Source organism: Streptomyces sp. NPDC043685 (assembly GCF_056436585.1).
This window is the reverse complement of the sequence record NZ_JBWKCH010000001.1, coordinates 86,682-112,071: the sequence shown is the minus strand read 5'-3', so window position 1 is coordinate 112,071 and position 25,390 is coordinate 86,682. Positions and strand designations below refer to the sequence as shown.

Here is a 25,390-nt window from a genome sequence, read left to right as displayed (position 1 = left end):
CACCGATGGAACCGCTGCCGGATTCGGCTCCGGCGTTACTACCGGACCCAGCGCCCGACTGGTCGGTCTCCGTGGTGCCGCCGTCCCCGCCGACCTGAATGTCGCCGGCATGCGCGGGACAACTGACGCTCAGCGCCAGGAGCAGCCCAGCAGCTGCGGCTGCACGAAGAGCCGGGCGACAGGCCCGACGGACCGTCCCCGACCCTACCTCTGGACGCACGATGCGTCCCCCTTCTTCCAGCTCTGCTTCTGCACCTGCCAGTCCCCCCGCGAGTCCTTCGCGGCCTGAAGCGTGAACAGGATGAAGTCCTTGTCACTCGGCTGGGTACGCAGCACCTTTTTCGTGCTGATCTCCTTGCTGTACCCCTTGCTCTGGTCTTCGCAGTAACGCACCGCCGCAGTCCGGCCGTTCGCCACGTCCGTGACCTCGAAGCCGAAGTATCGGTAGTCGCCGCTGACGGTGAGGCCGTCCTTCTTGACCGTCGCGATCCGATCAGTCCAGTAAGTGAGGGCTGAGGCCGCAAAGTAGCGATTCATGTTCGCCGTCTGGCCGCTCCCCTTACCGAAGGCCTCCAGGCGGGACTGAGCCGAGTACGCCACGTCACGCAAAATCGCGTCCTTCGTCGCATCCCCGGTCGGCTCGTTCTCGACCGCCGCCTTGACGTCCGACGGGAAGTCGAACGTCGGCGCGTCCTTATCGCCGGAGGCGGTAGCTGACGGCGTCGCCGCCGACTCTCCCCCACCGACTCCCGCGATCTTGTCGCTGCTCGCCCCGTCATCCGAATCTCCACCGCACCCGGCCGTGGAAAGGGTGACAGCAGCAAGGAGGCAGGCCGCAGCCACCCTCCGGCGCGTGGTCAGCATGGCGCTCGTCCTCAGAGGTAGATGGTCGGCGTGGCAAAGGATGATCTCACGCGAGTCATCCGCCGCCCCAAACGCCAACCAGGGCTGACGCGATCATGTGACCTTTGTGAAGACTTCTTCACGACGTCGATCGCCTGCGTCCATGAACCCATCCTGCTTCACGCCCTGAAGATGACGCGCCGCTGCATGTACATCCTCAAAGCACGAGAATCAGCGCACACCATCGAGAAGTTCGCACTGGCGAACCGCGGAACCAAGCAGATACCGTCAGTGCAGATGGCACACCGTTCTCGTTTCTCGGGGGAGTCACTTGAATCGCCGCCTTCCGCTCTGCACGCCGCCGCGTCCACCGCGGGGCCTCCGTGGCGACTCACAAGGCGAACCGTTCGACCGCGCCCCCGGCATCACCGCCCAGGCACTCACCACCGCCGAAGCTGACGTAGCGCAGGAGCGGTCCGCCGCTCCGCAGGCCGTCATACGCCTACGGAGACGGGATTCCAGCTCGGTGGCGGACATGGCCCAGGCGGCTACAGATACGCGTCAGCTACCATCCCACTTGCCGCATAACCATATGAAAAGCTGTCACACTTTCACGAGGGAGGCTCAGGGACGTGCTGCCTCTTGGAAGTGGTGAGGCGCTTTTTCGGTAACCCTCCCGGTGAATGCGCTCACCGGGAGCGGTCGATCAGTAAGTGCAAACGGAGAGGCCCATGGGGGAGCACGAGCGCCTGGTAGTCGACTACAAACTTTTGGAGTCGTCGAAGGCAAATTTGAGAGACATCAAGAAAGCCCTCAAAGGCATCGATAAACACCGGGCCGACATCCATGACATCTGGGGTCATGACAGCATCGCCGGCAAGATGGACCAGTTCGTCAGCAACTGGGACAACTACCGGCGCGAACTCCTCGAGAATGTCGAGGACTTGGGTAAGCAAGTAGAAACCGCGCTAACGAGCTTCGAGAAGCTGGACCTCGATCTCAAGAAAGCGAACGAAAAGAAGCGCAGCAAGAACGGGGGGAAATGACCGATGGGCACTGCTGAAGGTAGGCGCCGACCGGTCGATTGGCATCCGCTGGCGGAGAAGGACCCGATTCCCGGCGATCCGGAAGAAATCCGTGACGAGGTTCGCCGAATGAAGGATCTCGCCTCGACTCTCCGCGACCAGGCTCGGATTCTTCGTAAGGCCGCCGATGGCGACGCGCTACAGGGCAAGTACGCTGACAAAATCCGTGAAAAGTCGGGCGACCTCGAAAAGCGATTCCGGGAGACGGCCGGCCGGTACGAACGCGTGGTTGGCGACCTCGGCAACTGGGCAAACGACCTGGAGGGATTCCAAGAACGCGCCGACAGCGCCCTTCGAGCCGCAAAACAAGCGGACGAGGAACACGCCGCAGAGGCGAAAAAGAAGGAAGCCGAGGCGAAGAAAGACGGAAAGGATGGCGGCAATAAGTCGTCAGACGAGTCCGACCCGAACAGCCACCTGGCGCCTTACCACAAGCAGCTCAACCAGGTTATCTCAGATCGGGACTCCCGCGCCCAACATTACGCCAAGAACATCGACGGCGACATCTCGGATATCATCAAGGACAGCAAATGGGAGGACTTCAAGGACTGGGTCCACGAGCATGCGGATACGATCAAGACCGTCGTTGAGATCCTGAGCTGGGCAGCGACCATTATTGGCGTTATCGCCCTGCTCTTCACACCGGTCGGCTGGCTGGCGACCCTCATCACGGTGACCACCCTCAGCCTCACGGCGCTCGTCGGCGTCGGGCATACGCTGCTCGCCCTCTCCGGTGACGGGAACTGGGCGGACGTCGCCATGGACGTCTTCGCGTTGGCGACGCTGGGATTCGGCAGCGTCGCACTGAAGGGCGTGAAGGCCGCAACGACAACACTCAAGTCTGCCAGTAGGGCGGGACGTTTCCAGCGGTACGCGAATCTGCGCAAGCTGCTCGACAAAAACATCATGCGATACGGCACCGATTCGGCCCGCGGTGCGAAAGCAGTGCGCGCGAAGGATGCGCTACGCCGCGTCGGGGCGAAGGAAACACGGCCCGGGACGACCCGACTGGATCGCCTGCTGAGCGGCGAGGAGGAGGTCGCCAGCGCGAGCAAGTTCGCCAAGAGCATGCGCGCCGAATTCGGCGGGAATTCCGATGTGGTGAAGGCCGCCGACGCAATGGAGAAGGCAGCGCTGAAGTTCAAGCTGAACTACGGGGCTGCTACCACGGTCGATGTGGGCGACAAGCTAGGAGAAAAGGGCCCTTACGCAAACCAGTACGGTGACGCCAAGGACGTCCTGACGCGTGAAGTCGGGAGCCGCTGGTGACCACCCCGAGGTAGAAATAGACCGACCAGCCAGGCACGGCGCAAATAAGGAAAAACTCGAGGGAGCAGACAGTGGCGACAATCCCGGCTAAAAGCCCACAGGAATCGCGGGCCATGAAATGGCTCACTGCATGCACATTGGCACCGATTCTCTGTTTCGCCTTTCAGGACCTCGGTAGCAAGTACGGAGGTCTCGACTGGCTTACCTACGGCTACACGGCTTGGCCGTTGATGATCGCGCCTGTACTGATGCTGATCCTGTTCCTCAGCAACCGAGAACTTATCCGTAACCCACGGATGGGCTCCAACTTTTCCCAAACGATCAAGATCGTTGCCGCAATGTATCTGATCTGGAACATTATCGGGGCCATCGGCTACAGCTGGCTGGCCGTCATTTCGGTGCTCTCCTCCCTGACGATCCTGGTGGCCGACCGGCAGCTAAAGAAGCAGGCCCGCGCGTGAGCAAGTTCGATCCAGAGCAACAGGCACCTCCCGCCAAGGCGGCCGCTCCCCGCGGCTATGAGCTCGTCCTGCCCCCCGGATGGGTCCGCATCCCCCTCCGTGAGGGCATGAAGGAAGCGCTCGAGAAGGTCCTCTTCTCACACATGGCGCAAGTCCCGGAGGGCATTCCCCGGGACGACGCCATGCGCTTCCGACTGAACATGCGTCGTCAGTTGGAGAAGCAGGCCCGTGCGGCCAGAAGGAATGGTGGCCTTGACCTCTACCTCCCAGTGCTCCCGCGGGGAGGAATCTTCCTCATGGCCTCTTTCATCGTTGCCGAGATGCCGATCGGCCAAGACCATGCGGTTCCTCCGCAGGCGGTGATCGATAAACTGGCCGACGAGGACGTCCCCGACGGAACGGCGACGAAGGTCGAGGTGGCGGGGGCCCCCTCACTCCGCCGTTCCTACCGCTCCGTTCTTGACGAGGACAAGCTGAATTCCTCCGCCGAAGCCGTACCGGAGGCCACTCTGCCGACGCGGCGGGTCGAGTATGTGGTCCCCGTAGTAGACGATCCAGGTCGCTGGATAAGCATCAATTTCTCCACACCGGGTGACGGCGATATCGACAGTGAGTTCACCGACGTGCTGGTCGAGTTGTTCGACGCGGTGGTCGGCACGTTCAGATGGAGTTATGAGTGAGCTGGCTCAACGTCAAGCACGCCATGGAGTTGTCTCCTTGGATTCGCATCCCGCTCATGTGGCCGGAACCAGGCCTTGAGGACGTCGAGGAGGCACAAACGCCCGAAGCGTGGGCCCGCTACTTCGCCGAGGGCCTCTGGGAGGATTGCGCGTCAGACAAGCCAGAAGCGGGAGAAGTCGACCTGCTGGCCAGAATCTTGTTGATGTATGCGATCAGGGCTCCCACAGCCTTCCCGGACTTCGAGGTCTTCCTCCATCTCCCGCACCCGCGGGAAATTCCGCTCCCTGCCTACGTCGACCTGGTGGAAATCGAGGAGGATGAAGACCGGGAAACGGCACTGCGTGAGCTGACCCACGCCGACGCGAGTTACACGGTCGAGCCCCCTATCGTCGAGGACTTCGACTCCCCGCATCTTGGTGCCGGCTTGCGGGTGCTGCGCTACTACCAGGACGAGGACAGCAACGAGGTGCACGTTGGCCTGCGTTACGCCTGGCGCTATGAGAAGGGAACGGAGGCTGCGGACGTTCTGGTCATCGTGGCCGATCCTGACGCCGGCCGGCTCCTCCGGGCTCTCGACGATATCGACGAATTCGCCCGTACCATCCGGATCAGCGCGGATGAGGAAGTGGACACCTGGAAGTCCTCATGATCCTGGTCGTTGATGCAGATGCTAAAGCCGGTCCGGGCTCGTGTGGTCGGCGTGCTCGGCCGGCGTCCAGCAGTTCTTCCGCGGCAGCCCGGCCAGCAGCCTGAGCACGAACTCCCGGGCGGTGGTTCAACTCGCTGGAGCCCGGGAGGCGATCAGGCCCACCAGGGTTTCGAACGTGTCCTGCCAGCGGTCAGGACTTATGTTGTGCCCTGCGGCCACCAGCTGTTCTTCTGGCTTCACACACCGATGATGCAAGAACACGATCTGCGGCTGGAGTACTAGCCGCCTGGAGATGAACATGCCTTGGATTCCGCCCGGAAATGTGCCCCATGGCGCCATCAATGTCTTGATGTGTAGTGGCGGAATCGTCTTCTCGTTCGGTGGCGTGTGGCTTCTGTTCTCCTCCCCAGTTGGACGATTCACCGTGCTGGGTTGCCTGCTGGCTGGGGTGGGAGGGGCAGCCCTGCGCCACTGGTGGCGCTATCGATGACCTCGCGGGCGTCGTGACACTGGTCCCAGGCTGGATTTGGCAGTGGTGATCGACTCCGCCACGCCGCCGCGAGCAGGCTGAGCGAGTGTCACATCAACAACATTCGCCCCGTCTTGCCGGATGGAGCCGCAGCAGGTAGCCGTTGGGCGCGGTCCGCGTAGTCTCGCGGGGTGCATTCCCATCTGAGCTTCGAGAACCCTCCCGCACTGCCCCACGAGGTGGTGGTCGAGACGTTGGAGCGCGCTCTGCGTGACCGTTCGGCAGAGGGCGAGGCGGCGGGAGTTCTGGTAGGCACCGCGTTGAACGACGATGACGCGGGGTTCGTCGAGCACTGGTGCGTGCAGGTCGGGACACGGGCAGTGCCGGGGAGTCCGTTGCTCGGGCTGGCTGGGCTGTGCTTGGGACATACCGCTCGACGCTTTGGGCATCTCAGCGATGAGGCCCGTGCCCTGGTGGAGTCGCTGGCGACGCGGGCCGAGGCGGACCCGTCGGATGTGGACGGTCGCGCCCTCGACGGCTGGGACGATGCCCGGAGCTTCCTTCACCTGTGGTGACGTCGCCTGTTGCCGCTGCTGTTGCAAGGTCAGGTTGCAGTGGCGCAGCTTTGATCGCTACCGCTGCCGTGCCGCCCGGCTCTTCCCCTCCCCCTCTTCCGAAGCCTCCGCAACCTCTCCCGCTCCCGAGCCCGTCGCCGCTCACCCCGTGCCCTGTCCTGGCAATACAGGAGCCAGCCGACCAGACCGGCGCTGACGGCGTACGTCAGGAACGCGGTGCCCGTCCCGGGAACGTACGCACAGGCAGACGACCGGCAGTTCCTACTGCGCAGTCCGCTGAGCAGGTACAGGAACGGGCCGATTGCCGCCGCGCAGCAGACGGAAATGAGGACCGTGTGCCCGACGCGCGTCAGACGGGTCGTGGCGGTGGGCGAAGGCGCGGCGCGGAGGCCTGTCGTCGCGCCCTGGGCCGTGATCAGTCCGAGGGCGGCGCCGGCCACCCAGAAGCCGCCCAGTGCATCCCCCAGTTGAGGGATCGTCTCGCGCGCGAAGCGTTTGGACAGGCCCAGCACCAGCAGGATGACCGCCAGGGCTGCGACCAGGAGGACGACCATCCCGGTGATCCCGAAGCCGTCGCGGACTCGGGACCGGTCATCGGTTCCGGCTTTTCCGTCAGCCGGCTTTCCGGTCTCTTCGGTGAGGGGCTCAGACATTCGTCGTCCTCCTCCGCCTCACTAGACCCGCAAGCCCGCAGACCCGTAGCAGAGGGGGGGTGCGGCGCGGCCAGGAGCTCCGCACCCCGCCGCACCGCCCGAGCTCTCAGCAGGCCGTCACTTGCTCCGAGCCTGCTTCGCCAGCTCCTCGTCGATCTGCTCGAACTTGTCCGCAGCCATGGTCAGGTAGTCACCCATGCCGTCGAGACCGTCCAGCGTGTCCTTCATGCCGCGCACGAACTCGTCGAAGTTCTCGTCGAACGCCTTCGACGAGCTCTTCGTGACGTAACCGCCCTGCACGAGGTTGTTGATGTACTTCTTCAGGCCTTCGAGCTTCTCCTGGAGCTTTTCCTTCTCCTTCACGACATGCTTGGCTGCATCCCGCATGTCCTGATAAGTGACATCAAGGTCCTTGGCCATGAAGCCGCTCCCTTTCACAACGCCGCAGGGCCAACCCCCGTGGCTCCCTGTTTGCGGACTCGTCGGCCCATGAGCCGAGTTGCCGGTCGCACGTGGCAACCGGTGTGATCGTCCGTTCTTGCGTCAGCAGCTTACGGGTGTGGCCTGCGGGGCCACATCCCCGGCTTGTGAACGAGCCGTCATGAAAGCGTGTACGCCGTTGCCATCGGGAACGTCACGGCGCTCCCCATTGCCCCGCCGTCGTACCGAGCGGATATCGTCCCTGTACCGCTGTGACCCGCGTGGCTGAAGAGCACGGCAGACGATCGGCACCGCGGTACCAGCGACAGACACCACAGCGGCCGCACCGGCCCAGTGGCACGGGGAGGACAAGTCGTGCGCCTGACTCTGACCGTCGTCGACCCGTACGGCGGTGGCACCGCCGACGTGGTGCTCGATGCCGATCCTGAGTCCACTGTGGGGGACATCGCGCAGGAGCTGGCCAAGCAGGTGGGGCACAGCGGGGCGCAGGTCATCCCGTTCGGGCAGCACCGGCACGCGCCGGCCAACAACGCGCCCCTCGTGTACGTGGACGGGTACGCGGTCGATCCCGGCGCTACCGTCGTCGGGTCGCCCTTGCGCGAGGGCGCCGTCGTCAGCCTGCAGGATCCCTCCGGATGTCTTCCCGGTGAGCCCACCGGGCTCGTCGAGCTGCGCGTGGTCGGTGGACCGGCCGCCGGGTTCGTGCACCGGCTCGGCGTCGGGCGGTACGACATCGGCAGCGGTGCTGCGTCGTACATCCGTGTCGACGACCCCGAGGTCGACGCCCGGGCCCTCACCCTCTCCGTCGCCACCGACGGCACCTGCCGGGTCGCCGTGCACATGGACAAGGAGCACGTCACCCTCGACGGCACCTCCCTCGCGGAGGACGAGGACAAGGACGAGCCCAGCGGCAAGAAGCGCGGCAGGAAGAAGAAAGGGACCCAGCAGGACAAGAAGGAAGAGAAGAAGGACGGGCCCGTCGAGTGGCCCCTCGGCGCTCAGATCGGGCTCGGCAACACCCTCCTCGAACTCACCCGTTACACACCCCCGAACGCCGCCCTCAAGTGGTCCGACGACGGGATCGGCCTCGACTACAACCGGCCCCCTCGGCTGCGGCCCCCGGAGCGCCAGACCAGCTTCCGGCTGCCGTCACCGCCCCGTGAGTACGAGGCCAGGCCGCTGCCCTGGCTGATGGCGCTGACGCCGCTCGTCGGTGCGGTCGTATCGGTGATGATCTTCCAGCGCTGGTACTACCTGATCATGGCGGGCCTCAGCCCGATCCTGCTCTTCGCCAACTACTACAACGACAAGAAGCACGGGCGTAAGTCGCACGCCAAGCAGGTCAAGGAGTACGAGGAGCAGAAGGAGCGGATCGAGAAGGACGCTCAGGACGCTCTGATCGCCGAACGGAACGACAGGCGGCAGGCGATCCCCGACCCGGCGACCGTGCTCGCCCTCGGGACAGGCCCGCGCACCCGCCTGTGGGAGCGGCGGCGCACCGACCGCGATCACCTTCTGATCCGTTTCGGGACCGGGCAGTTGCCCTCCGAGGTGGTGCTCGACGACCCGGAGCAGGACGACCACCGACGCCAAGTGACCTGGAAGATCGAGGACGCCCCGGTCGCGCTGCATCTGCGCACCCTCGGTGTCGTCGGCATGGCCGGGCCCGGGGATTCCGCGCGTGCCCTCGGACGCTGGGCGGTCGCGCAGACCGCTGCCCTGCACAGCCCGATGGACGTGCAGTTCTACGTGCTGAGCGACAACGCCGCGCGGGAGTCCTGGGACTGGGTGCGCTGGCTGCCGCACGCCCGGCCGTCCGGCGGGCAGGACGTGAACGCGCTGATCGGGACGGACGCCGAGACCGTCGGTGCCCGCATCGGTGAGCTGACGCAGATCCTCGACGCGCGCAAGAAGGCCGCCGAGGAGAACAAGTCGCAGGGCAATTCGAGCTTCAGCGACCCCGACATCGTCGTCGTGTGGGACGGCTCACGGCGGCTTCGGTCGCTGCCGGGCGTGGTGCGGCTGCTGCGCGAAGGACCGTCCGTGTCCATGTTCGCGATCTGCCTGGACGCCGAGGAGCGGTTCCTGCCCGGCGAGTGCCAGGCGTACGTCGTGGCCGAGCCGAAGGCCGAGGAGTTGCAGACGGCCGCCCAGCAGGTGCAGCCGTCCCACCAGGTCGCCAGCGGGTTTCCCTCGTTCCAGGCCTGGCACACCACCGCGCAGCAGCCCGAACAGGCGGAGCGCACCGAGAAGTTGCGGCTGCGGGTGGAGGAGGCCGGTGCCGAGCGCCTGAAGGACGTGCGGCCCGACTTCGTCTCCGCCGCCTGGTGTCTGCGGCTGGCCCGGTCGCTGTCGCCGCTGCGGGACATCAGCGGTGAGACCGAGGACTCGGCGCTGCCGGGTTCGAGCCGGCTGCTGGACGTGCTCCAGCTGGAGCCGCCGACCAGTGACGCGATCGTGGCCCGCTGGCGGATGGGCGGGCAGTCGACGCTGGCCGTCATCGGTGAGTCGTACGACGGGCCGTTCGGCATCGACATCCGCAAGGACGGGCCGCACGGTCTGATCGCCGGTACGACCGGTTCGGGTAAGTCGGAGCTGCTGCAGACCATCGTGGCGGCGCTGGCGGTGGCGAACACGCCGGAGAACATGACGTTCGTGCTCGTCGACTACAAGGGTGGCGCGGCGTTCAAGGACTGTGTGCATCTGCCGCACACCGTCGGCATGGTGACCGACCTCGACGCCCATCTGGTGGAGCGGGCCCTGGAGTCGCTCGGTGCGGAGCTGCACCGGCGCGAGCACATCCTGGCCGCCGCGGACGCCAAGGACATCGAGGACTACCAGGACCTGGTGCGCCGGGACCCCTCGCACCGGCCGGTGCCCCGACTCCTCATCGTGATCGACGAGTTCGCCTCGATGGTGCGTGACCTGCCAGACTTCGTCACGGGCCTGGTGAACATCGCCCAGCGTGGTCGTTCCCTCGGTATCCACCTGCTGCTGGCGACGCAGCGGCCGTCGGGTGTCGTCTCGCCCGAGATCCGGGCCAACACCAACCTGCGGATCGCGCTGCGGGTGACGGACGGCGGCGAGTCGTCGGACGTCATCGACTCGCCCGAGGCGGGGCACATCTCCAAGAACACCCCCGGTCGCGCGTACGCCCGACTCGGGCACGCCTCGCTGGTGCCGTTCCAGTCCGGCCGGGTCGGCGGCCGCAGGCCTGGTGCGGCCGACCCTGCGCTGCTCATGCCCTGGGTGGGCCCCCTGGCCTGGGAGGACCTGGGCCGGGCGGCGCTGGTCAAGCCGAAGGCCGAGTCGCGGGAGGACGAGGAGATCACCGATCTGAAGGTCCTCGTGGACACCATCCGCGACGCCAACCGCTCGCTCGGGATCCCGCCGCAGCACAGCCCGTGGCTGCCGGCACTCGACGAGACGCTGCTGCTGGACGAGATCGAGCTGCCCGCCTTCGCCGGTGGCCCCGGCAAGCTGCCGCCCGCCCCGTACGGCATCGAGGACCTGCCCGCGAGCCAGGCCCGCCGTCCGGTCGTCGTGGACTTCTCCTCCTTCGGCCATCTGATGATCGGCGGTGCGCCGCGCAGCGGCCGCTCCCAGGTGCTGCGCACGCTGGCGGGTTCCCTGGCCCGTACGCACTCGGTCGCCGACGTGCACCTCTACGGCATCGACTGCGGCAACGGCGCGCTCAACGCCCTGACCCGGCTGCCGCACTGCGGTGCGGTCGTGAGCCGTAACCAGACGGAGCGGGTCGTGCGGCTGGTGAACCGGCTCAAGGGCGAGATGGGCCGGCGTCAGGACGTGCTGGCGGAGAAGGGCTTCGCGGACATCGGCGAGCAGCGGGCGTCGGTCTCGCAGGACGAGCGGCTGCCGCACATCGTGGTGCTGCTTGACCGCTGGGAGGGCTGGGTGCCCACGCTCGGCGAGGTGGACCACGGGTCGCTGACCGACGAGCTGCAGACGATGATGCGTGAGGGGGCGAGCGTCGGCATCCACCTGGTCCTGACGGGTGACCGGACCCTCCTGGTGGGCCGGATCGCGACCCTCACCGAGGACAAGTACGGTCTGCGGCTGGCCGACCGCAGCGACTTCTCGGCGCTCGGCATCCCGGCGCGCAAGGTCCCGGAGGAGATCCCGCCGGGGCGTGCGTTCCGCAACGAGTTCGGTACGGAGACGCAGTTCGCGCTGCTGGCCGAGGACACGACCGGTCAGGGCCAGGCGGCGGCGCTGGCGGCGATCGGCGAGGCTGCCACGGTCCGTGACGCCGCCGTCCCCCGGGCACGCCGGCCGTTCCGTGTCGACAGCCTGCCCAGCCGCATCTCCTTCCCGGAGGCGTGGGAGATGCGCGACCCGGAGGCGTCCCGGTCGCGGCTGTGGGGTCTGGTCGGCATCGGCGGTGACGAGATCATCGGCTTTGGCCCCGATCTGGCGGAGGGCGTACCGGCGTTCGTCGTCGCGGGCCCGGCCAAGTCGGGCCGCTCGACGGTCCTGCTGAACTTCGCCCACTCCTTCCTGTCCCAGGGCACCCGCCTGGTCATCGCGGCTCCGCGCCAGTCGCCGCTGCGCCAACTCGACGGCGAGGAAGGCGTGCTGAAGGTCTTCACCGGTGACGACATCGACGAGGACGAGTTCGAGGAGCTCGTCGACCAGGCGGCCCCGGAGGAGCCGATCGCCGTCCTGGTCGACGACGGCGAGATCCTGGAGGACTGCGACGCCGAGAGCCAGCTGAAGAAGCTGGTCTCGCGCGGCGCCGAACGCGGGCTCGCGCTGGTCATCGCCGGTGACGAGGAGGACGTCTGCAGCGGCTTCTCGGGCTGGCAGGTCGACGCGAAGAAGGCCCGCCGCGGCATTCTGCTCTCCCCGCAGGAGTCCTCCAGCGGCGACCTCGTCGGCGTCCGCCTCAACCGCAGCATGGTCGGCGGGCAGGTCGTCCCCGGCAAGGGCATGCTGCACCTCGGCGACGGTGAGCTGCGCACGGTCGTCATCCCGGGGTGAGCGTCGGGCGGGGGCTCGGCGGATCCGCAGCGGAGGAAGGCGGCCGGGCCCGCCTTGCGGTGCGAGCACAGTCCAGGACGTCCACCGCCCCTCCGCCGGGCGAAACCCGTGTCGGAGACCGGTTGTTCGGCTTGCACGGCGCTGCCGGGCTTCGTCCTCCCCGGCTTCGTCCTGCCCGGGCCGGCCGCGGGACACCCGGTCCACCGCGCTGCGGCTCACCTGCTCCACAGCGCCCCGGGCAGCCACCCGCCCGACACCAGCCGGGCCGCGCCCTCGGGGGCCAGTCGGCGGGCCACGTCCGCGGGGGCGGGCCGCGCGCCGGGGTCCTTGGTGAGGCGCGCTGCCGTGACGCCGCGCAACTCACCGTCCAGCAGGCCCAGTTCCGGCTTCTCGTAGACGACCTTGTAGAGCAGCGCGGCGGAGGAGTCCCCGGGGAAGGGCGGCTCGCCGGTCGCCGCGTACGCGAGGACCGCGCCCAGCGAGAAGACGTCGGCCGCGCCGGTGACGGCCTTGCCGAGGATCTGCTCGGGCGCCATGTAGCCGGGCGAGCCGACGGACACGCCGGTGGAGGTGAGGGACGCCGTGCCGTCCGTGGCCCGGGCGATCCCGAAGCCGATCAGCAGGGGGCCGTCGAGGGTCAGCAGGACGTTCGACGGCTTCACGTCCCGGTGCACCAGACCCAGCTCGTGCACGGCCGCCAGCGCCTCGGCGAGGCCCGCGCCCAGGGCCCGTACGGTCGGGGGCGGCAGGGGTCCGCCGTCGGCGACCGCGGCCGACAGGGACGGTCCGGCGGCGTACGCCGTCGCCACCCACGGCACCGGCGCGTCCGGGTCCGCGTCCAGGACGGGCGCGGTCCAGGCGCCGCCCACCCGGCGCGCGGCCTCGACCTCGCGCCGATGGGGGTCCCCCCTGCTCGAGCGCAGCCGAGAGCTTGGGGGAGGGCCCGGAACTCCTCGTCCAGCGCGAAGTGCGGATGCACGATCTTCACGGCGACGGTGCGGCCCCCGGCGCTGCGGCCCAGGTAGACCCGGCCCATGCCGCCGGCGCCCAGCCGGCCGAGCAGCCGGCCGAGCAGCCGGCAGGGCCCCAAGGCCGTGGGTTCGTCGGCGTCGAGCGGTCGCATGGGCGTCACCCCTCCCCCGTGGGCAGGCGGGGACGGCTCCGGTCCCGGTACGCCTGCGTTCCCAGCAGGGTGGTGCGGGAGCGCCGCCCGGCTCAGGGCTGAAGCAGGTCCACCTTCACGTCCGCCGGGAAGCCGGTCGTCGGGCCGACCCGCCGGGCGAACTCGGCGACCGCCGCCAGCTGCGGACCGCCGAACCGGAAGTCGAGGGTCGTGAAGTAGCGGGCGAGGGTCTCCTCGTCGAAGGCCTCCCAGCGGGCCGCCTGCTCGGCGACCTTGCCGACCTCCTGGAGGGAGAGGTTGCGGGATTCGAGGAAGGCCTCGTGCACCCGGCGGGTGATGACCGGCTCGCGCTCCAGGTAGTCGCGGCGGGCCGCCCAGACCGCGAAGACGAACGGCAGCCCCGTCCACTCCTTCCACAGCGCGCCCAGGTCGTGCACGGCCAGGCCGAACCGGGGCCCGTCGAGCATGTTCGCGCGCAGCGCCGCGTCACCGATGAGGACGGCGGCGTCGGCCTCCTGCATCATCAGGCTCAGGTCGGGCGGGCAGGTGTAGTAGTCCGGTTGGACGCCGTAGCGCTCGGCCAGGAGCAGCTGGGCGAGGCGGACGGAGGTGCGGGAGGTCGACCCGAGGGCGACGCGGGCGCCGTCCAGGCGGTCCAGGGGGACCTGCGAGACGATCACGCAGGACATGACCGGGCCGTCGCAGCCGACGGCGATGTCGGGGAAGGCGACCAGGTCGTCGGCGTGCCTGAGGAACTCGACGAGGGTGATCGGACCGATGTCGAGTTCGCCCTGCACCAGCTTCTCGCTGAGCTTCTCGGGGGTGTCCTTGGAGAGCTCGAAGTCGAGGAGCGTGCCCGTTCTCGCGAGCCCCCAGTACAGGGGCAGGCAGTTCAGGAACTGGATGTGGCCGACGCGCGGCCGGGTGCGAGGATTGTCCACATCGTGAGGCTAGCCCTCGGGGCGCGCGGACCGGCGCGCGGGCCCGGCGTCGGGGTGTGGGCCGTTGTGGGCACCCCCTCCGCCAGTCGGCCGGACGATGTTCAAACATTCGGGTGACGTGATCTTGACCCCTATTGCATTCCCCGGTCTGCGTGCTAGGCTCGTCGCAAGTTGCAGTTTGGTTTCCCTTGCAGTACAGAGCCTGCGGAGCATGTGACCGCGGGCTCTCGTCATTCTCAGACATATGCAGTTGTGCAGAATTCATCTTCACACTTGCTGGTTCTGGAGCAGGGCAACCCTTTTGGGCCCAAGGAGGGCTTATGGCTACCGGAACCGTTAAGTGGTTCAACGCCGAAAAGGGCTTTGGTTTCATCGCCCAGGAGGGCGGCGGCCCCGACGTCTTCGTCCACTACTCCGCGATCAATGCGACCGGCTTCCGGTCGCTCGAGGAGAACCAGCAGGTGTCTTTCGACGTCACGCAGGGTCCGAAGGGCCCGCAGGCTGAGAACGTCACGCCGGTCTGATTCGTAGTACCCAAGGAGCCCCGCGCCGCCAGGCGACGGGGCTCCTGCCCTTTCCGGGCTCTGCCGCCCGGTGAATTCCCGGCGAATTCCGGCCATGGGACGATGGGCGGATGCGCAACGACCCGGAGAAGAACGGGGAAGCCGACGGCTCTCCCGCCGACAAGGCCCTGGCCATGGGCCTCTCGACAGGTGTGGCTGTCGGCACGGCCCTCGGCCTCGTGCTCGGCATGACCGTCTTCGACAATCTCGGCCTGGGGCTGGCCCTGGGCATCGGCTTCGGCACGGCGATCGGAGCGGGCGTGGGGTCGGGCATCGGGGCGGCACGGCCGGGCCAGGGGGACGACGACCCGCGCTAATGTCTGCGGCCATGACAGCTGCCGACTTCCTGAGCGAGACCCGCCGGTTCTACGACACGGTCGCCGAGGAGTACGCCGCCCACTTCGGTGACCTGGGCGCGGGGACGCCGCTGGACCTGGGGGTGCTCTACGGGTTCGCCGGGCTGGTGGGCGAGGGGGGCGAGGTCGCCGACCTGGGGTGCGGGCCCGGGCGCGTGACGGCGTTCCTGGCGTCGCGGGGGCTGTCGGTGTTCGGGCTGGACCTGTCGGAGTCGATGCTCGCGATCGCCCGGCGCGAGAACCCGGGCCTGCGGTTCGTGAAGGGCTCGATGCAGGAGCTGGACCTGCCGGACGACTCGCTCGACGGTGTCGTGTCCTGGTACTCGACCATCCACACCCCCGAGGAGCACCTGCCCGCCCTGTTCGCCGGTTTCCACCGCGTCCTGCGCCCCGGCGGCCATCTCCTGCTCGGCTTCCAGTGCGGTGACGAGCCCCGCCACTACGAGGAGGCCTTCGGCCACTCGGTGGGCCTGACCTTCCGCCGCCGCCGGCCGGAGCGCGTCGCGGCGCTGCTGAGCGGTGCGGGGTTCACCGTCCGGGTCACGACGGTGCGAGAGCCCGACGAGGCCCAGGGCGAGCCGGTCGCGCAGGCGAGCCTCGTGGCCCGGAAGCAGGGGTAGCAGAGGGAGCGGGGGTCAGCAGGGGGAGCAGAGGTAACGGGGCCAGGGGCAGCGGGCCGCCCGGGCACGCCCAGCCCGCCCCTACCCCACCCCCGCGATGTCCCGCGCCGCGACATACCCGAACGTCATCGCCGGGCCGATCGTCGAACCGGCCCCCGCGTAGCTGTGGCCCATGACCGCCGCGCTGGCGTTGCCCGCCGCGTACAGGCCCGGGATCGCCGAGCCGTCCTCGCGCAGCACCCGGGCCCGGGCGTCCGTGCGGAGGCCGCCCTTCGTGCCGAGGTCGCCGGGGACGATGCGGAAGGCGTAGTACGGGGGCAGCCAGAGGGGGGCGAGGCAGGAGTTGGGGAGGACCGAGGGGTCCGTGTAGTAGTGGTCGTAGGCGCTGTCGCCGCGATGGAAGTCGGGGTCCTCGCCCTGCCGCGCCTGGGCGTTGAAGCGGTTCACGGCGGCGCGCAGGGCCGCCGCCGGGACGCCGATCGAGGCCGCCAGGGCGTCCAGGGTCCACTCCTTGTGCGCCGCGCCGGAGTCGTACCAGTCGTCGGGCAGGGGCAGCGTCGGCAGGACGTCCTTGAAGAGGTAGCGGTTGCGGTAGTTCTGGTCGACGATCAGCCAGCAGGGGATGGCCGGGTCGGTGTCGTGGACGTCGTACATGGTGTGCACGACGTCGCTGTAGGGCGCGGCCTCGTTGACGAAGCGGCGGCCCGCGCCGTTGACCAGGAGCCCGCCGGGCAGGGTGCGCTCGGCGAGGCAGAAGTAGGGGCGTCCGGGGACCGGGATGGCCGGGCCCCACCAGGCGTCGTCCATCAGGTCGAGTGCCGCGCCGAGCCGCTCCCCCGCACGGATGCCGTCGCCGGTGTTCTCCTTCGCCCCGACGGTCCAGTCCGTGCCGATGGGCTGCCGCTGGAACCGTTCGCGCATGGCGGCGTTGTGCTCGAAGCCGCCCGAGCCGACGATCACGCCCCGGCGGGCGCGGACCAGGCCGGGAGCGCCGTCGCGGGTGACGACGGCTCCGGTCACCGTGCCGTTCTCGACGTGCAGGTCGGTCAGGGGGGTGTTCAGCCAGACCGGCACCCCGGCCGATCGCAGCCCCGCCCGCAGGCCCGCCGCGAGCGCCTGGCCCATCGTCAGGGGCTTCTGGCCGAGCGTCGCCGCCTTCGCGCCGCGGGCGAGGCACTGCGCGGCGACGGCCGCGCCGCGGGCGTTCACCGCGGCGAGGGCGATCCACTTGTAGTCGGCGCTGAAGACGACCATGCCCGCGGGGACGTCCATGTACGGCGGGTTCAGGTGCGCCAGGTCGGCGCCCAGGAGGTTGCCGTCGAACTGGTCCGGTTCGATGGAACGGCCGTTCGGCAGGCCGCCGGGCAGCTCGGGGTAGTAGTCGCTGTAGCCCTCCATCCAGCGGAAGCGGAGCGGGCTGTCGGCCATGACGAGGGAGATCGCCGCCGGACCGTGGGTGAGGAAGGCCCGCTGCCGGTCGGCGGGGACGTCCGGGCCGACGACCGCGGCGAGGTAGGCGGCGGCCTTCGCCGGGGTGTCCGGGACCCCGGCCGCGAGGAGCACCGGGTTGTTCGGGATCCAGATGCCCGCTCCGGAGCGGGCGGCCGAGCCGCCGAAGGTCGGTGCCTTCTCCACGACGACACAGCTCAGGCCGTGGCGCGCGGCCGTCAGCGCGGCGGTCATGCCGGCGGCGCCGGAGCCGATGACGACGACGTCGTAGGTGCCGAGCGGGGGTAAGCCGGCCGCCCTGGCCCCCTGTTGCAGACCCGTGGCGGTCGCGAGACCTGCGCCGGCGGCCCCGGCCAGCAGTCGTCTCCGGGAGGGGGCGCCGGCAGTGCCCGTGGTATCCGTGCGTGTGGTCATGGCCGCTCCAGCCCGACGAGAACGCGAAAGGGGTGGGGAATGTCGCGCGGGCACCCGAGGAAGTCAAGACCCGTGCGGCACCACCGTGCTCGCGCTACTTCAGGCCGATCGCCGCGCAGTCCGCCTTGTACTTCGGCGTGCAGATGTCGTCCACGGTGTACACGCCGTCCGTGATCACCGTGTCCTCGATGTTGTCCTTGGTCAGGGCGACCACCGGGACCAGCATCGCCGGGATGTTCTTCTGCGTCGGGCTGTCCACGGTCTCCCGGGTCAGCGCGGCGAACTCGATCGCACGGCCCTGCACCTTGGCCACCGCGATCTTCGCGGCGTTGGTCGCCTCCAGCAGGAAGGACTTGTACACGGTCATGTACTGCTCGCCGGAGACGACCCGCTGCACCGCGTCGAGGTTGGCGTCCTGGCCGGTGACCGGGGGCATCTTGGTGGCACCGGCCTCCTTGAGGGCCTCGATGACGGCGCCCGCCATGCCGTCGTTGGCCGAGTAGACGGCGGCGATGTTGTTCAGCCCGACCTCCCGGATCGCCTTCGTCATGTTCGCCTTGGCGATCGAGGGCTTCCACTCCTTGGTGTCGTACTGCTCGACGATGTCGACCTGGCCCTGCAGTTCGCTGAGCGCGCCGTCCTTGAAGCGTGCGGTGTTGGGGTCGGCGGGGTCGCCGTTCATCATGACGACCTTGCTCTTCTCGGCCTTGTCGCCGAGTTCCCCGATGATCGCGCGGCCCTGCACCTGGCCGACGAGTTCGTTGTCATGGGAGACGTACGCGTCGATGGGCCCCTCGGCGAGCCGGTCGTAGGCGATGACCGGGATGCCCGCGTTCTTGGCCTTCTGGACGTCCGTGGCGATGGTCTTGGAGTTCAGCGCGTCGACCAGGATGACGTCGACCTTGTCCGCGATCATCTTGCGGAACTGCTCGCTCTGTCTGGACGTGCTCGCCTCGGCGTTGGCGTACCGGACCGTGCCCTGGTTGTTCGTGAGGGAGGCGACCTCCTGCTTGATCAGCGGGTAGTCGAACTTCTCGAAGCGTGCCGTGTCCCGGTCGGGCAGCAGGAGGCCCACCGTGATGTCGTCGCCCTTCTTCGCGGCGGCGTCGTCACTCCCGCCGCCGCCGCACGCGGCGAGGGACAGGGCCGATACGGAGACCGTCAGGGCGATGGCGGTGCGCCGCAGGGCGGCCTGACGGGGGTTGCGCGCTATCACTGCTGGTGCCTTCCGAGGGGGGAGCATCGTGACGAGGTGGTCGAAAGCCAACGGGCAGACGCCGTGCGTCGTCAAGAACCACGTGTGAAGAGATCGCAAAGGTGCGTCACCGCTCGTACAGGCCTTCCACTTCCGCGGCGTACGCGCGCAGCACGGCCTCCCGGCGGAGCTTCATCGACGGCGTCAGCAGGCCCGCCTCCTCCGTGAAGTCCTCGGGGAGGACGGCGAAGCGGCGGATGGACTCCGGGCGGGAGACCATCTTGTTGGCCTCGTCGACGGCCCGTTGGAGCACGGCGCGCAGTTCCTCGTCGTCGACGAGGAGTCCGGGCGGCACTGGGTGTTTGCCGTTCATCCGGCGCCAGTGGGTGATACCGGCCGGGTCGAGGGTGATCAGCGCCGTGACGAAGGGGCGGCCGTCGCCGAGGACGAGGCACTGGGAGATCAGCGGGTGCGCGCGCAGCCAGTTCTCCAGCGGGGCCGGGGCGACGGACTTGCCGCCCGCGGTGATCAGCAGTTCCTTCTTGCGGCCGGTGATCGTCAGATAGCCCTCGTCGTCGAGTTCGCCGATGTCGCCGGTGGCGAGCCAGCCGTCGGGGGCGGCGGGGACGACGCCGCCGGCCTGCGGGTCCCAGTAGCCGCGCAGCACGTGGTCGCCGGCGACGAGGATCTCCCCGTCGGCGGCGATGCGGACACGGGTGCCGGGCAGGGGCCAGCCGACGGTGCCCAGGCGCGGTTTCAGGGGCGGGGTGACGGTGGCCGCGCCGGTGGTCTCGGTCAGGCCGTAGCCCTCGAAGATCTCGATGCCGGCACCGGCGTAGAACGCGGCCAGGCGGCGGCCGAGCGGGGAGCCGCCGCAGATGGCGTAGCGGACCCGGCCGCCCATGGCGTTGCGGATGCGACGGTAGACCAGCGGGTCGTAGAAGGCCCGGGCGGTCTTGAGGGCGCGGCTGGGGCCGGGGCCGGTGCCCGTCTGCTGGGCCTCCAGGGCCTCGCCGTAGCGCTGTGCGACCGCCACGGCACGGTCGAACGAGGCGACCCGGCCGCCCGCCTCGGCCTTGGCCCGGGCGGAGTTGAAGACCTTCTCCAGCATGTACGGGATGGCCAGCAGACAGGTCGGCCGGAAGCCGGCGAGGTCGGGCAGCAGGTGCTCGGCCTTGATGCTGGGCGCGTGGCCGAGCCGTACGCGGGCCCGGACGCAGGCGATGGCCACCATGCGTCCGAAGACGTGGGACATCGGCAGGAACAGCAGGACCGAGGCCTCTTCGCTGGTCTTCACCCGGAAGACGGGGTAGAGCAGCTCGATGGCGTTGTCGACCTCGGCGAAGAAGTTGCCGTGGGTGAGGGCGCAGCCCTTGGGGCGGCCCGTGGTGCCGGAGGTGTAGATGAGGGTGGCGAGGGTGTCGGGGCCGAGCATGCCGCGCCGCACCTCGACCTCCTGGTCGGGCAGGTGGGCCCCGGCTTCCGCGAGCCGCTCCACGTGGCCCTTCTCGATGACCCATAGGTGCTTGAGGTCGGGCAGGCGTTCCCGTTCGGGGCCGAGGGCGGCGGCCTGCGCGGCGGTCTCGGTGACCAGGGCGACCGCGCCGGAGTCCTGGAGGATCCAGCGGGCCTGGAAGACGGAGGAGGTGGGGTAGACGGGGACGGTGACGAGTCCGGCCGCCCAGGCGGCGAAGTCCAGGATCGTCCACTCGTAGACGGTGCGGGCCATCACGGCGACCCGGTCGCCCGGCATGAGGCCCTCGGCGATCAGCCCCTTCGCCACGGCGCGCACCTGCTCGGCGAAGCGCGCCGCCGTGACGTCGCTCCAGCGCCCGTCGGCGTCCTTGCGGCTGAGCGCCACGGCTGCCGGGTTCGCGCTCGCGTTGTCGAAGGGCAGGTCGGCGAGCGATCCGTGGGTCCACGGCGGGGCCAGCGGCGGTACGGAGGCCTCCCGTACGGCTCCGTCCAGCCGCCGCACCTCGGGCTCGACCAGCATCGGCCCGCCGTACGCGTCGTGGTGGGCGAAGGGGGGATGCGCAGTGGACACGGGGCGGCTCCTGGGGCGTGCAGCGGGGAACTGCTTGCTGCATGACGTACGTGCCTCGCACGCCGAGGCGCTCAACCGGCGAACCCCCCGAAAGGGGTTACTGCCGGTAGGAACGGGATCGTACGGTGTTCACGTGGCGGGTTGGTGCGGGTTCGGGGATGGTCCGGAGCCAGGCCTGTGCATGCTCGGGGGTTACGTGAGGGTTCTTCAGGTTCGGTGCGCCCCAGCGCGTGTCGGTGAAGTCCCTCAGGCCCGTTCCAGGATCGCCGTCACGCCCTGGCCGCCCGCCGCGCAGACGGAGATCAGCCCGCGGGCGGGGGCGTCGCGTTCGGTGAGGAGTTTGGCCAGGGTGGCCACGATCCGGGCGCCGGTGGCGGCGAAGGGGTGGCCGGTGGCGAGGGAGGAGCCGGCCACGTTCAGCCGGGCGCGGTCCACCGTGCCGAGGCCGCGCTTCTCCCAGGCGGCGAGGGTCGCCAGCACCTGGGAGGCGAACGCCTCGTGGATCTCGACGAGGTCGAAGTCGTCCAGGCCGAGGCCGGCCCGCTCCAGCATGCGCGGGACGGCGTGGGCGGGTGCCATGAGCAGCCCGTCCTCGCCGCCGGCCGCATCGCCGTCCACGAAGTCGACGGCCGCCGTCTCGTAGGCGGTGAGGTACGCCAGGGGCTCCAGGCCCCGCTCGCGGGCCCACTCCTCGCTCGCCAGCAGGACCGTGGCGGCGCCGTCGGTCAGCGGGGTGGAGTTCCCGGCCGTCATGGTCGGGTCGGGGTGGTCGAGGCCGAACACCGGCTTGAGGGTGGCGAGTTTGTCCACCGTCGAGCCGGGGCGCAGGTTCTGGTCCCGGGCCAGGCCGCGGAAGGGGACGACCAGGTCCTGGAAGAAGCCGCGTTCGTACGCCGCCGCCAGCCGCTGGTGGCGGCGAGTTCGTCCTGTGCCGTGCGGGCGATGCCCCGGGCGCGGGCGGTGACGGCGGCGTGTTCGCCCATGGACAGGCCGGTGCGCGGCTCGGCGTTGCGCGGGATGTCGGGGACGAGGTGGCCCGGGCGCACCTTCGCCAGGGCCTTCAGCCGGGCGCCCGGCGACTTGGCCCGGCGGACCTCCAGCAGGATGCGGCGCAGGGAGTCGTTGACGCCGAGGGGTGCGTCGCTGGCCGTGTCGGCGCCGCCCGCGACGGCCGACTCGGTCTGCCCGAGGGCGATCTTGTTGGCGGCGGCGATGACGGCCTGGAGGCCGGTGCCGCAGGCCTGCTGGATGTCGTAGGCGGGGGTGCGGGGGTGGAGTTTCGAGCCGAGGACGGTCTCGCGGGCGAGGTTGAAGTCGCGGCTGTGCTTGAGCACGGCCCCGGCGACGAACTCGCCGACCGCGCCGGGCTCCTGGAGCGCGTACCGCTCGACGAGGCCGTCGAGGGCGGCGGTGAGCATCTGCTGGTTGGAGGCGGTGGCGTAGGGGCCGTCGGAGCGGGCGAAGGGGATGCGCGCTCCGCCGATGATCGCCACGCGCCGGACCGACGGCGACAGCTGCTGGGGGCTCATCTCGACCTGCTCCTCGTCTGTGACATAGCCTTACCTCCGGTAACCTTACTCCAGAGTAAGCACCTGCGGGCTTCAGTGAGCCCTCCTCGGAACTGGGAGTTGGACATGGCCGACCGCTATCTGCGCTTCACCGGTACCGCGCCCGGCCGTTTCCTCACCCGCCGGCTCGGGCTGCCGCAGCCCGCGGCGCTGACCCGCTTCTCCCCCGAGCGGCCCACCCTGGACGGTGGCCTGCTGCACCTGACCGCCGGCCGGTCCGGCCTCGGCCTGGCGCCGGTCCTGGCCCGTACCGGACTCGGCCCGGCCGGTTCCGGGCGCACGGCCGCCGTCGTCCTGGACGCGACCGGGGTGCGGGACGTCGAGGGCCTGGCCGAGGTGCACGCCGCCCTGCATCCGGTGCTGCGGTCCGTCGCCACGAGCGGACGCGTGGTCGTGCTCGGCGCGCCGCCGGACCCCGCCGACCATCACCAGGCCGCGGCCCAGCAGGCCCTGGAGGGCTTCACGCGCTCCCTCGGCAAGGAGATCGGCCGGGGCAGGACGGTGAACCTGGTCCGGCTCACGGACGCGGCCGCCGCGGAGTCCACGCTGCGCTTCCTGCTGTCGCCGAGGTCGGCGTACGTGAGCGGACAGGTGATCGAGGTAGGAGCGCCCGGGGAGACCACCGCCCCGGACGGGGACCGGCCCCTGGCCGGGCGCACCGCCCTGGTCACCGGCGCCGCCCGGGGCATCGGCGAGGCGGTCGCCGAGACCCTCGCCCGCGACGGGGCCCGGGTCGTCGTCCTCGACGTGCCGCAGGCCGAGCAGGACGCCCGGCGGGTCGCCGAGCGGCTCGGCGGCACCGCGCTGGCGCTCGACATCACGGCCGCCGACGCGGGCGCGCGCATCGCCGGGGCCCTGCCCGACGGCCTAAACCTGCTGATCCACAACGCGGGCATCACCCGTGACCGGCGGCTGGTGAACATGCCGGCCGAGCGCTGGATCTCCGTCCTCGAGGTGAACCTGGCGAGCGTGCTGCGCACCACCGACGCCCTGCTGAAGGACGGCACGCTGAAGCGCGGCGGCCGGATCGTCGCCACCGCCTCGATCGCGGGGATCGCCGGCAACGCCGGGCAGACCAACTACGGCGCGAGCAAGGCGGGCGTCGTCGGCATGGTCCGCTCCCTCGCCCCGCGCGCGCTCGAGGAGCACGGCGTGACGGTCAACGCGGTCGCGCCCGGCTTCATCGAGACGAAGATGACGGCCGCCGTCCCACTGTTCATCCGCGAGGCGGGCCGCCGGATGAACTCCCTGGCCCAGGGCGGACTTCCGGCCGATGTCGCCGAGACCACCGCCTGGCTGGCCCACCCGGCCTCGGGCGCGGTCAACGGCCAGGTCGTCCGCGTCTGCGGCCAGAGCCTGCTGGGGGCGTGATGGACGGCGCCACCGCCCTCGTGCTCGGGGAGTCCCCCTCCCTCGCCCCGCTCCTCGCCCGCGGCGCCCTGCTGTCCCCCTTCAAACGCCCGGGCCCCGGGGCGCGGTTCCCCCGCACGCGGCTCGTCCTGCCCGGCGCGCGGGCCGACCTCGCGCGGCTCGCGGCGTACGAGCGGGTCTGCGGGTTCCCGACCGGGGAGGACGCGCTGCCGGTGACCTATCCGCACGTGCTGGGGTTCCCGCTGGCCATGCGGCTGATGAGCGGCCGGGACTTCCCGCTGCCGCTGCTCGGTCTCGTCCACACGTCGATCACCGTCACCCGGTACGCCCGGATGCCGGCCGGTGACTCCTACGAACTCGCCGTGCACGTCGAGGGGTTGGCCCCCCACCGGCGCGGCACCGAGGCCACGGTCGTCACCGAGGTGCGGAGCCGCGGGGACCTCGTGTGGGAGTCGCGGAGCACGTACCTGGCCCGGCACCGCACCCACGGGCCGGCCGCGGCCCCGCACGGGACGCGGGTGCGCGAGCCGCTGCCCGAGGTCGCCGAGTGGCGGCTCGGCGGGGATGTCGGGCGCCGTTACGGGGCCGCCTCCGGGGACCGCAACCCCATCCACCTGTCCCCGCTCACGGCCCGGCTGTTCGGCTTCCCGCGGGCCATCGCCCACGGCATGTGGACCGTGGCCCGCTGCCTGGCCGCGCACGGCGTCACGGAACGCTGCCATCTGCGCGCCGAGTTCCGGGCGCCGGTCCTGCTGCCCGGGACGGTGACGTACGCGGCGCGGGACGGCCGGTTCGAGCTGCGCGGCGGGGCCGGCCGGATCCATGTGACGGGGGACGTCTACCCGGCCTGAGGGCCCTCCTGGTCCTCCGGAGGTGCCCAGGGCCGCCCCGCCATGAGCTCGCCGAGGCCCGCCCAGGCGAAGTTCATCAGTGTGGCCGCGGCCTGGCGGGCCGTGACGCCCGGGGTGGCGTTGGCCCAGGCGGCGAGCGACTCGGCGGCGCCGACCAGGGCCTCGGCGAGCCCGGCGACCTCGCCCTCGGGCAGGTCGGGGTCGCGGTGGGCCTCCCGGGCGGCGGCGAGGATCAGTTGCGTCACGAACGCGACGATCTCCTCGCGCATCGCGGTGACCTCGGCGGCGAACGGCTCACCGTGCGTACGCGCCTGGAGGTGCAGGACGGACCACGCGTCGGGGTTCTCACCGGTGTGCGTGAAGAAGGCGCCGAGGCCCTCCCACAGTTGCCGGTCGGCGGGCAGGTCGCGGCGGACCCCTGCGCGTACCGCCTGCACGAGCGCCCGCGCCTCCCGGCGGATGCAGGCGGTGAAGAGGTCTTCCTTCGAGTTGAGGTACAGGTAGACCAACGGCTTGGACACACCGGCGAGTTCGGCGATCTCGTCCATCGACGCGGCCATGTAGCCCCGTTGGCCGAAGATGCGCACGGCGGCGTCCAGCATCTGCTGTTCACGGACCGCGCGCGGCATCCGCTTGGTCTTCACGGCACCCATACCGCTTAGCGTACGGGCCGAGCGGACCATCGCCCGCTGTGGCCGGAGAGGCGACCAGGTGGTGCTGCCGGAATCTCGCCAGCGCGCACGCCTGCCGCGACCTAGGGTCGCG

Annotated in this window: 20 protein-coding genes and 3 pseudogenes; 12 read left to right on the top strand and 11 right to left on the bottom strand. The window is 69.8% G+C overall.

The features are described from left to right. Positions 1-204: 204 nt before the first annotated feature. Positions 205-864: a hypothetical protein gene (locus AC0665_RS00555; RefSeq protein WP_478704168.1), complete on the bottom strand. Its 660-nt coding sequence runs from the start codon at positions 862-864 to the stop codon at positions 205-207. A 710-nt stretch (positions 865-1,574) separates the two neighbouring features. Between AC0665_RS00555 and AC0665_RS00550 the strand changes: the two genes are divergently transcribed. The 5 genes from AC0665_RS00550 (at position 1,575) to AC0665_RS00530 (ending at position 4,988) form a co-directional block, all read left to right on the top strand. Further along, the gene (locus AC0665_RS00550) at positions 1,575-1,889 is read left to right on the top strand and encodes a hypothetical protein (RefSeq protein ID WP_478704167.1); all 315 of its coding nucleotides are present in this window, start codon (positions 1,575-1,577) and stop codon (positions 1,887-1,889) included. Positions 1,890-1,892: 3 nt separating this feature from the next. Further along, complete coding sequence (locus AC0665_RS00545; RefSeq protein ID WP_478704166.1) at positions 1,893-3,197, top strand: putative T7SS-secreted protein; 1,305 nt, start codon at positions 1,893-1,895, stop codon at positions 3,195-3,197. A 71-nt stretch (positions 3,198-3,268) separates the two neighbouring features. Then, entirely contained in the window at positions 3,269-3,658 is a 390-nt protein-coding gene (locus AC0665_RS00540) for a hypothetical protein (RefSeq protein WP_478704165.1), read from the top strand. Beyond that, positions 3,655-4,338, top strand: a complete 684-nt coding sequence (locus AC0665_RS00535) for a hypothetical protein (protein WP_478704164.1) — start codon at positions 3,655-3,657, stop codon at positions 4,336-4,338. The genes AC0665_RS00540 and AC0665_RS00535 overlap by 4 nt, the downstream gene beginning before the upstream one ends. Beyond that, positions 4,335-4,988 (top strand): hypothetical protein, encoded by a 654-nt coding sequence (locus tag AC0665_RS00530; protein WP_478704163.1) that lies wholly within the window; start codon positions 4,335-4,337, stop codon positions 4,986-4,988. The genes AC0665_RS00535 and AC0665_RS00530 overlap by 4 nt, the downstream gene beginning before the upstream one ends. Positions 4,989-5,012: 24 nt before the next feature. On the opposite strand, the pseudogene AC0665_RS00525 reads toward AC0665_RS00530, so the two are convergent. Further along, a pseudogene (locus AC0665_RS00525) lies at positions 5,013-5,153 on the bottom strand (IS701 family transposase); the annotation flags it as partial. 495 nt (positions 5,154-5,648) lie between these two features. Here AC0665_RS00525 and AC0665_RS00520 point away from each other — a divergent pair. Continuing rightward, on the top strand, positions 5,649-6,032 hold the full coding sequence (locus AC0665_RS00520; protein WP_478704162.1) for a hypothetical protein: 384 nt from the start codon (positions 5,649-5,651) through the stop codon (positions 6,030-6,032). 29 nt (positions 6,033-6,061) lie between these two features. Here AC0665_RS00520 and AC0665_RS00515 read toward each other — a convergent pair whose 3' ends face one another. Together AC0665_RS00515 and AC0665_RS00510 are read right to left on the bottom strand one after the other, a co-directional pair. Next, on the bottom strand, positions 6,062-6,685 hold the full coding sequence (locus tag AC0665_RS00515) for a hypothetical protein (RefSeq protein WP_478704161.1): 624 nt from the start codon (positions 6,683-6,685) through the stop codon (positions 6,062-6,064). 117 nt (positions 6,686-6,802) lie between these two features. Continuing rightward, a complete protein-coding gene (locus tag AC0665_RS00510; protein WP_033309092.1) occupies positions 6,803-7,105 on the bottom strand; it encodes a WXG100 family type VII secretion target in 303 nt (100 codons plus the stop codon). A 375-nt stretch (positions 7,106-7,480) separates the two neighbouring features. Between AC0665_RS00510 and AC0665_RS00505 the strand changes: the two genes are divergently transcribed. After that, positions 7,481-12,127 carry an FtsK/SpoIIIE domain-containing protein gene (locus AC0665_RS00505; protein WP_478704160.1) on the top strand — a complete coding sequence of 1,549 codons (4,647 nt, stop codon included), beginning with the start codon at positions 7,481-7,483 and terminating at the stop codon, positions 12,125-12,127. 198 nt (positions 12,128-12,325) lie between these two features. Here the strand turns inward: AC0665_RS00505 and AC0665_RS00500 are convergent. Together AC0665_RS00500 and AC0665_RS00495 are read right to left on the bottom strand one after the other, a co-directional pair. Beyond that, a pseudogene (locus AC0665_RS00500) lies at positions 12,326-13,250 on the bottom strand (serine/threonine-protein kinase); the annotation flags it as partial. A gap of 92 nt (positions 13,251-13,342) precedes the next feature. After that, the gene (locus AC0665_RS00495) at positions 13,343-14,191 is read right to left on the bottom strand and encodes a menaquinone biosynthetic enzyme MqnA/MqnD family protein (protein WP_468414746.1); all 849 of its coding nucleotides are present in this window, start codon (positions 14,189-14,191) and stop codon (positions 13,343-13,345) included. Positions 14,192-14,511: 320 nt separating this feature from the next. Between AC0665_RS00495 and AC0665_RS00490 the strand changes: the two genes are divergently transcribed. The 3 genes from AC0665_RS00490 to AC0665_RS00480 all read left to right on the top strand — a co-directional run bounded on the left by AC0665_RS00490 (position 14,512) and on the right by AC0665_RS00480 (position 15,730). Then, positions 14,512-14,715 (top strand): cold-shock protein, encoded by a 204-nt coding sequence (locus AC0665_RS00490; protein ID WP_004984723.1) that lies wholly within the window; start codon positions 14,512-14,514, stop codon positions 14,713-14,715. Between the two features lie 110 nt (positions 14,716-14,825). Beyond that, positions 14,826-15,071, top strand: a complete 246-nt coding sequence (locus AC0665_RS00485) for a hypothetical protein (RefSeq protein WP_478704159.1) — start codon at positions 14,826-14,828, stop codon at positions 15,069-15,071. Between the two features lie 11 nt (positions 15,072-15,082). Further along, the gene (locus AC0665_RS00480) at positions 15,083-15,730 is read left to right on the top strand and encodes a class I SAM-dependent methyltransferase (protein WP_478611205.1); all 648 of its coding nucleotides are present in this window, start codon (positions 15,083-15,085) and stop codon (positions 15,728-15,730) included. 81 nt (positions 15,731-15,811) lie between these two features. On the opposite strand, the gene kstD is transcribed toward AC0665_RS00480, so the two are convergent. The 4 genes and pseudogenes from kstD to AC0665_RS00460 form a co-directional block, all read right to left on the bottom strand. Continuing rightward, the gene (gene kstD, locus AC0665_RS00475; protein ID WP_478611208.1) at positions 15,812-17,593 is read right to left on the bottom strand and encodes a 3-oxosteroid 1-dehydrogenase; all 1,782 of its coding nucleotides are present in this window, start codon (positions 17,591-17,593) and stop codon (positions 15,812-15,814) included. 94 nt (positions 17,594-17,687) lie between these two features. Next, complete coding sequence (locus AC0665_RS00470) at positions 17,688-18,809, bottom strand: sugar ABC transporter substrate-binding protein (RefSeq protein ID WP_468414743.1); 1,122 nt, start codon at positions 18,807-18,809, stop codon at positions 17,688-17,690. A gap of 106 nt (positions 18,810-18,915) precedes the next feature. After that, a complete protein-coding gene (locus AC0665_RS00465) occupies positions 18,916-20,835 on the bottom strand; it encodes an AMP-dependent synthetase/ligase (protein ID WP_478611210.1) in 1,920 nt (639 codons plus the stop codon). 246 nt (positions 20,836-21,081) lie between these two features. Beyond that, positions 21,082-22,364 (bottom strand): annotated as a pseudogene (locus AC0665_RS00460) (acetyl-CoA C-acetyltransferase). Between the two features lie 105 nt (positions 22,365-22,469). On the opposite strand from AC0665_RS00460, the gene AC0665_RS00455 reads away from it, so the two are divergent. Together AC0665_RS00455 and AC0665_RS00450 are read left to right on the top strand one after the other, a co-directional pair. Continuing rightward, a complete protein-coding gene (locus AC0665_RS00455; protein ID WP_478704158.1) occupies positions 22,470-23,774 on the top strand; it encodes a 3-oxoacyl-ACP reductase in 1,305 nt (434 codons plus the stop codon). Next, positions 23,774-24,625: a MaoC/PaaZ C-terminal domain-containing protein gene (locus AC0665_RS00450; RefSeq protein ID WP_478611219.1), complete on the top strand. Its 852-nt coding sequence runs from the start codon at positions 23,774-23,776 to the stop codon at positions 24,623-24,625. Before AC0665_RS00455 ends, AC0665_RS00450 begins: the two co-directional genes overlap by 1 nt. Here the strand turns inward: AC0665_RS00450 and AC0665_RS00445 are convergent. After that, entirely contained in the window at positions 24,613-25,278 is a 666-nt protein-coding gene (locus AC0665_RS00445) for a TetR/AcrR family transcriptional regulator (RefSeq protein WP_363120925.1), read from the bottom strand. The two genes, AC0665_RS00450 and AC0665_RS00445, sit on opposite strands and share 13 nt — an antisense overlap. Between the last annotated feature and the right edge of the window lie 112 nt (positions 25,279-25,390).

Excerpts from the sequence above, each read along its gene's own strand:
- AC0665_RS00490 (WP_004984723.1), top strand. The coding sequence starts at position 14,512 with ATGGCTACCGGAACCGTTAAGTGGTTCAACGCCGAAAAGGGCTTTGGT.
- AC0665_RS00550 (WP_478704167.1), top strand. The coding sequence starts at position 1,575 with ATGGGGGAGCACGAGCGCCTGGTAGTCGACTACAAACTTTTGGAGTCG.
- AC0665_RS00445 (WP_363120925.1), bottom strand. The coding sequence starts at position 25,278 with ATGGGTGCCGTGAAGACCAAGCGGATGCCGCGCGCGGTCCGTGAACAG.
- AC0665_RS00515 (WP_478704161.1), bottom strand. The coding sequence starts at position 6,685 with ATGTCTGAGCCCCTCACCGAAGAGACCGGAAAGCCGGCTGACGGAAAA.
- AC0665_RS00450 (WP_478611219.1), top strand. The coding sequence starts at position 23,774 with ATGGACGGCGCCACCGCCCTCGTGCTCGGGGAGTCCCCCTCCCTCGCC.
- kstD (WP_478611208.1), bottom strand. The coding sequence starts at position 17,593 with ATGACCACACGCACGGATACCACGGGCACTGCCGGCGCCCCCTCCCGG.
- AC0665_RS00480 (WP_478611205.1), top strand. The coding sequence starts at position 15,083 with ATGACAGCTGCCGACTTCCTGAGCGAGACCCGCCGGTTCTACGACACG.
- AC0665_RS00555 (WP_478704168.1), bottom strand. The coding sequence starts at position 864 with ATGCTGACCACGCGCCGGAGGGTGGCTGCGGCCTGCCTCCTTGCTGCT.
- AC0665_RS00510 (WP_033309092.1), bottom strand. The coding sequence starts at position 7,105 with ATGGCCAAGGACCTTGATGTCACTTATCAGGACATGCGGGATGCAGCC.
- AC0665_RS00485 (WP_478704159.1), top strand. The coding sequence starts at position 14,826 with ATGCGCAACGACCCGGAGAAGAACGGGGAAGCCGACGGCTCTCCCGCC.
- AC0665_RS00455 (WP_478704158.1), top strand. The coding sequence starts at position 22,470 with ATGGCCGACCGCTATCTGCGCTTCACCGGTACCGCGCCCGGCCGTTTC.
- AC0665_RS00545 (WP_478704166.1), top strand. The coding sequence starts at position 1,893 with ATGGGCACTGCTGAAGGTAGGCGCCGACCGGTCGATTGGCATCCGCTG.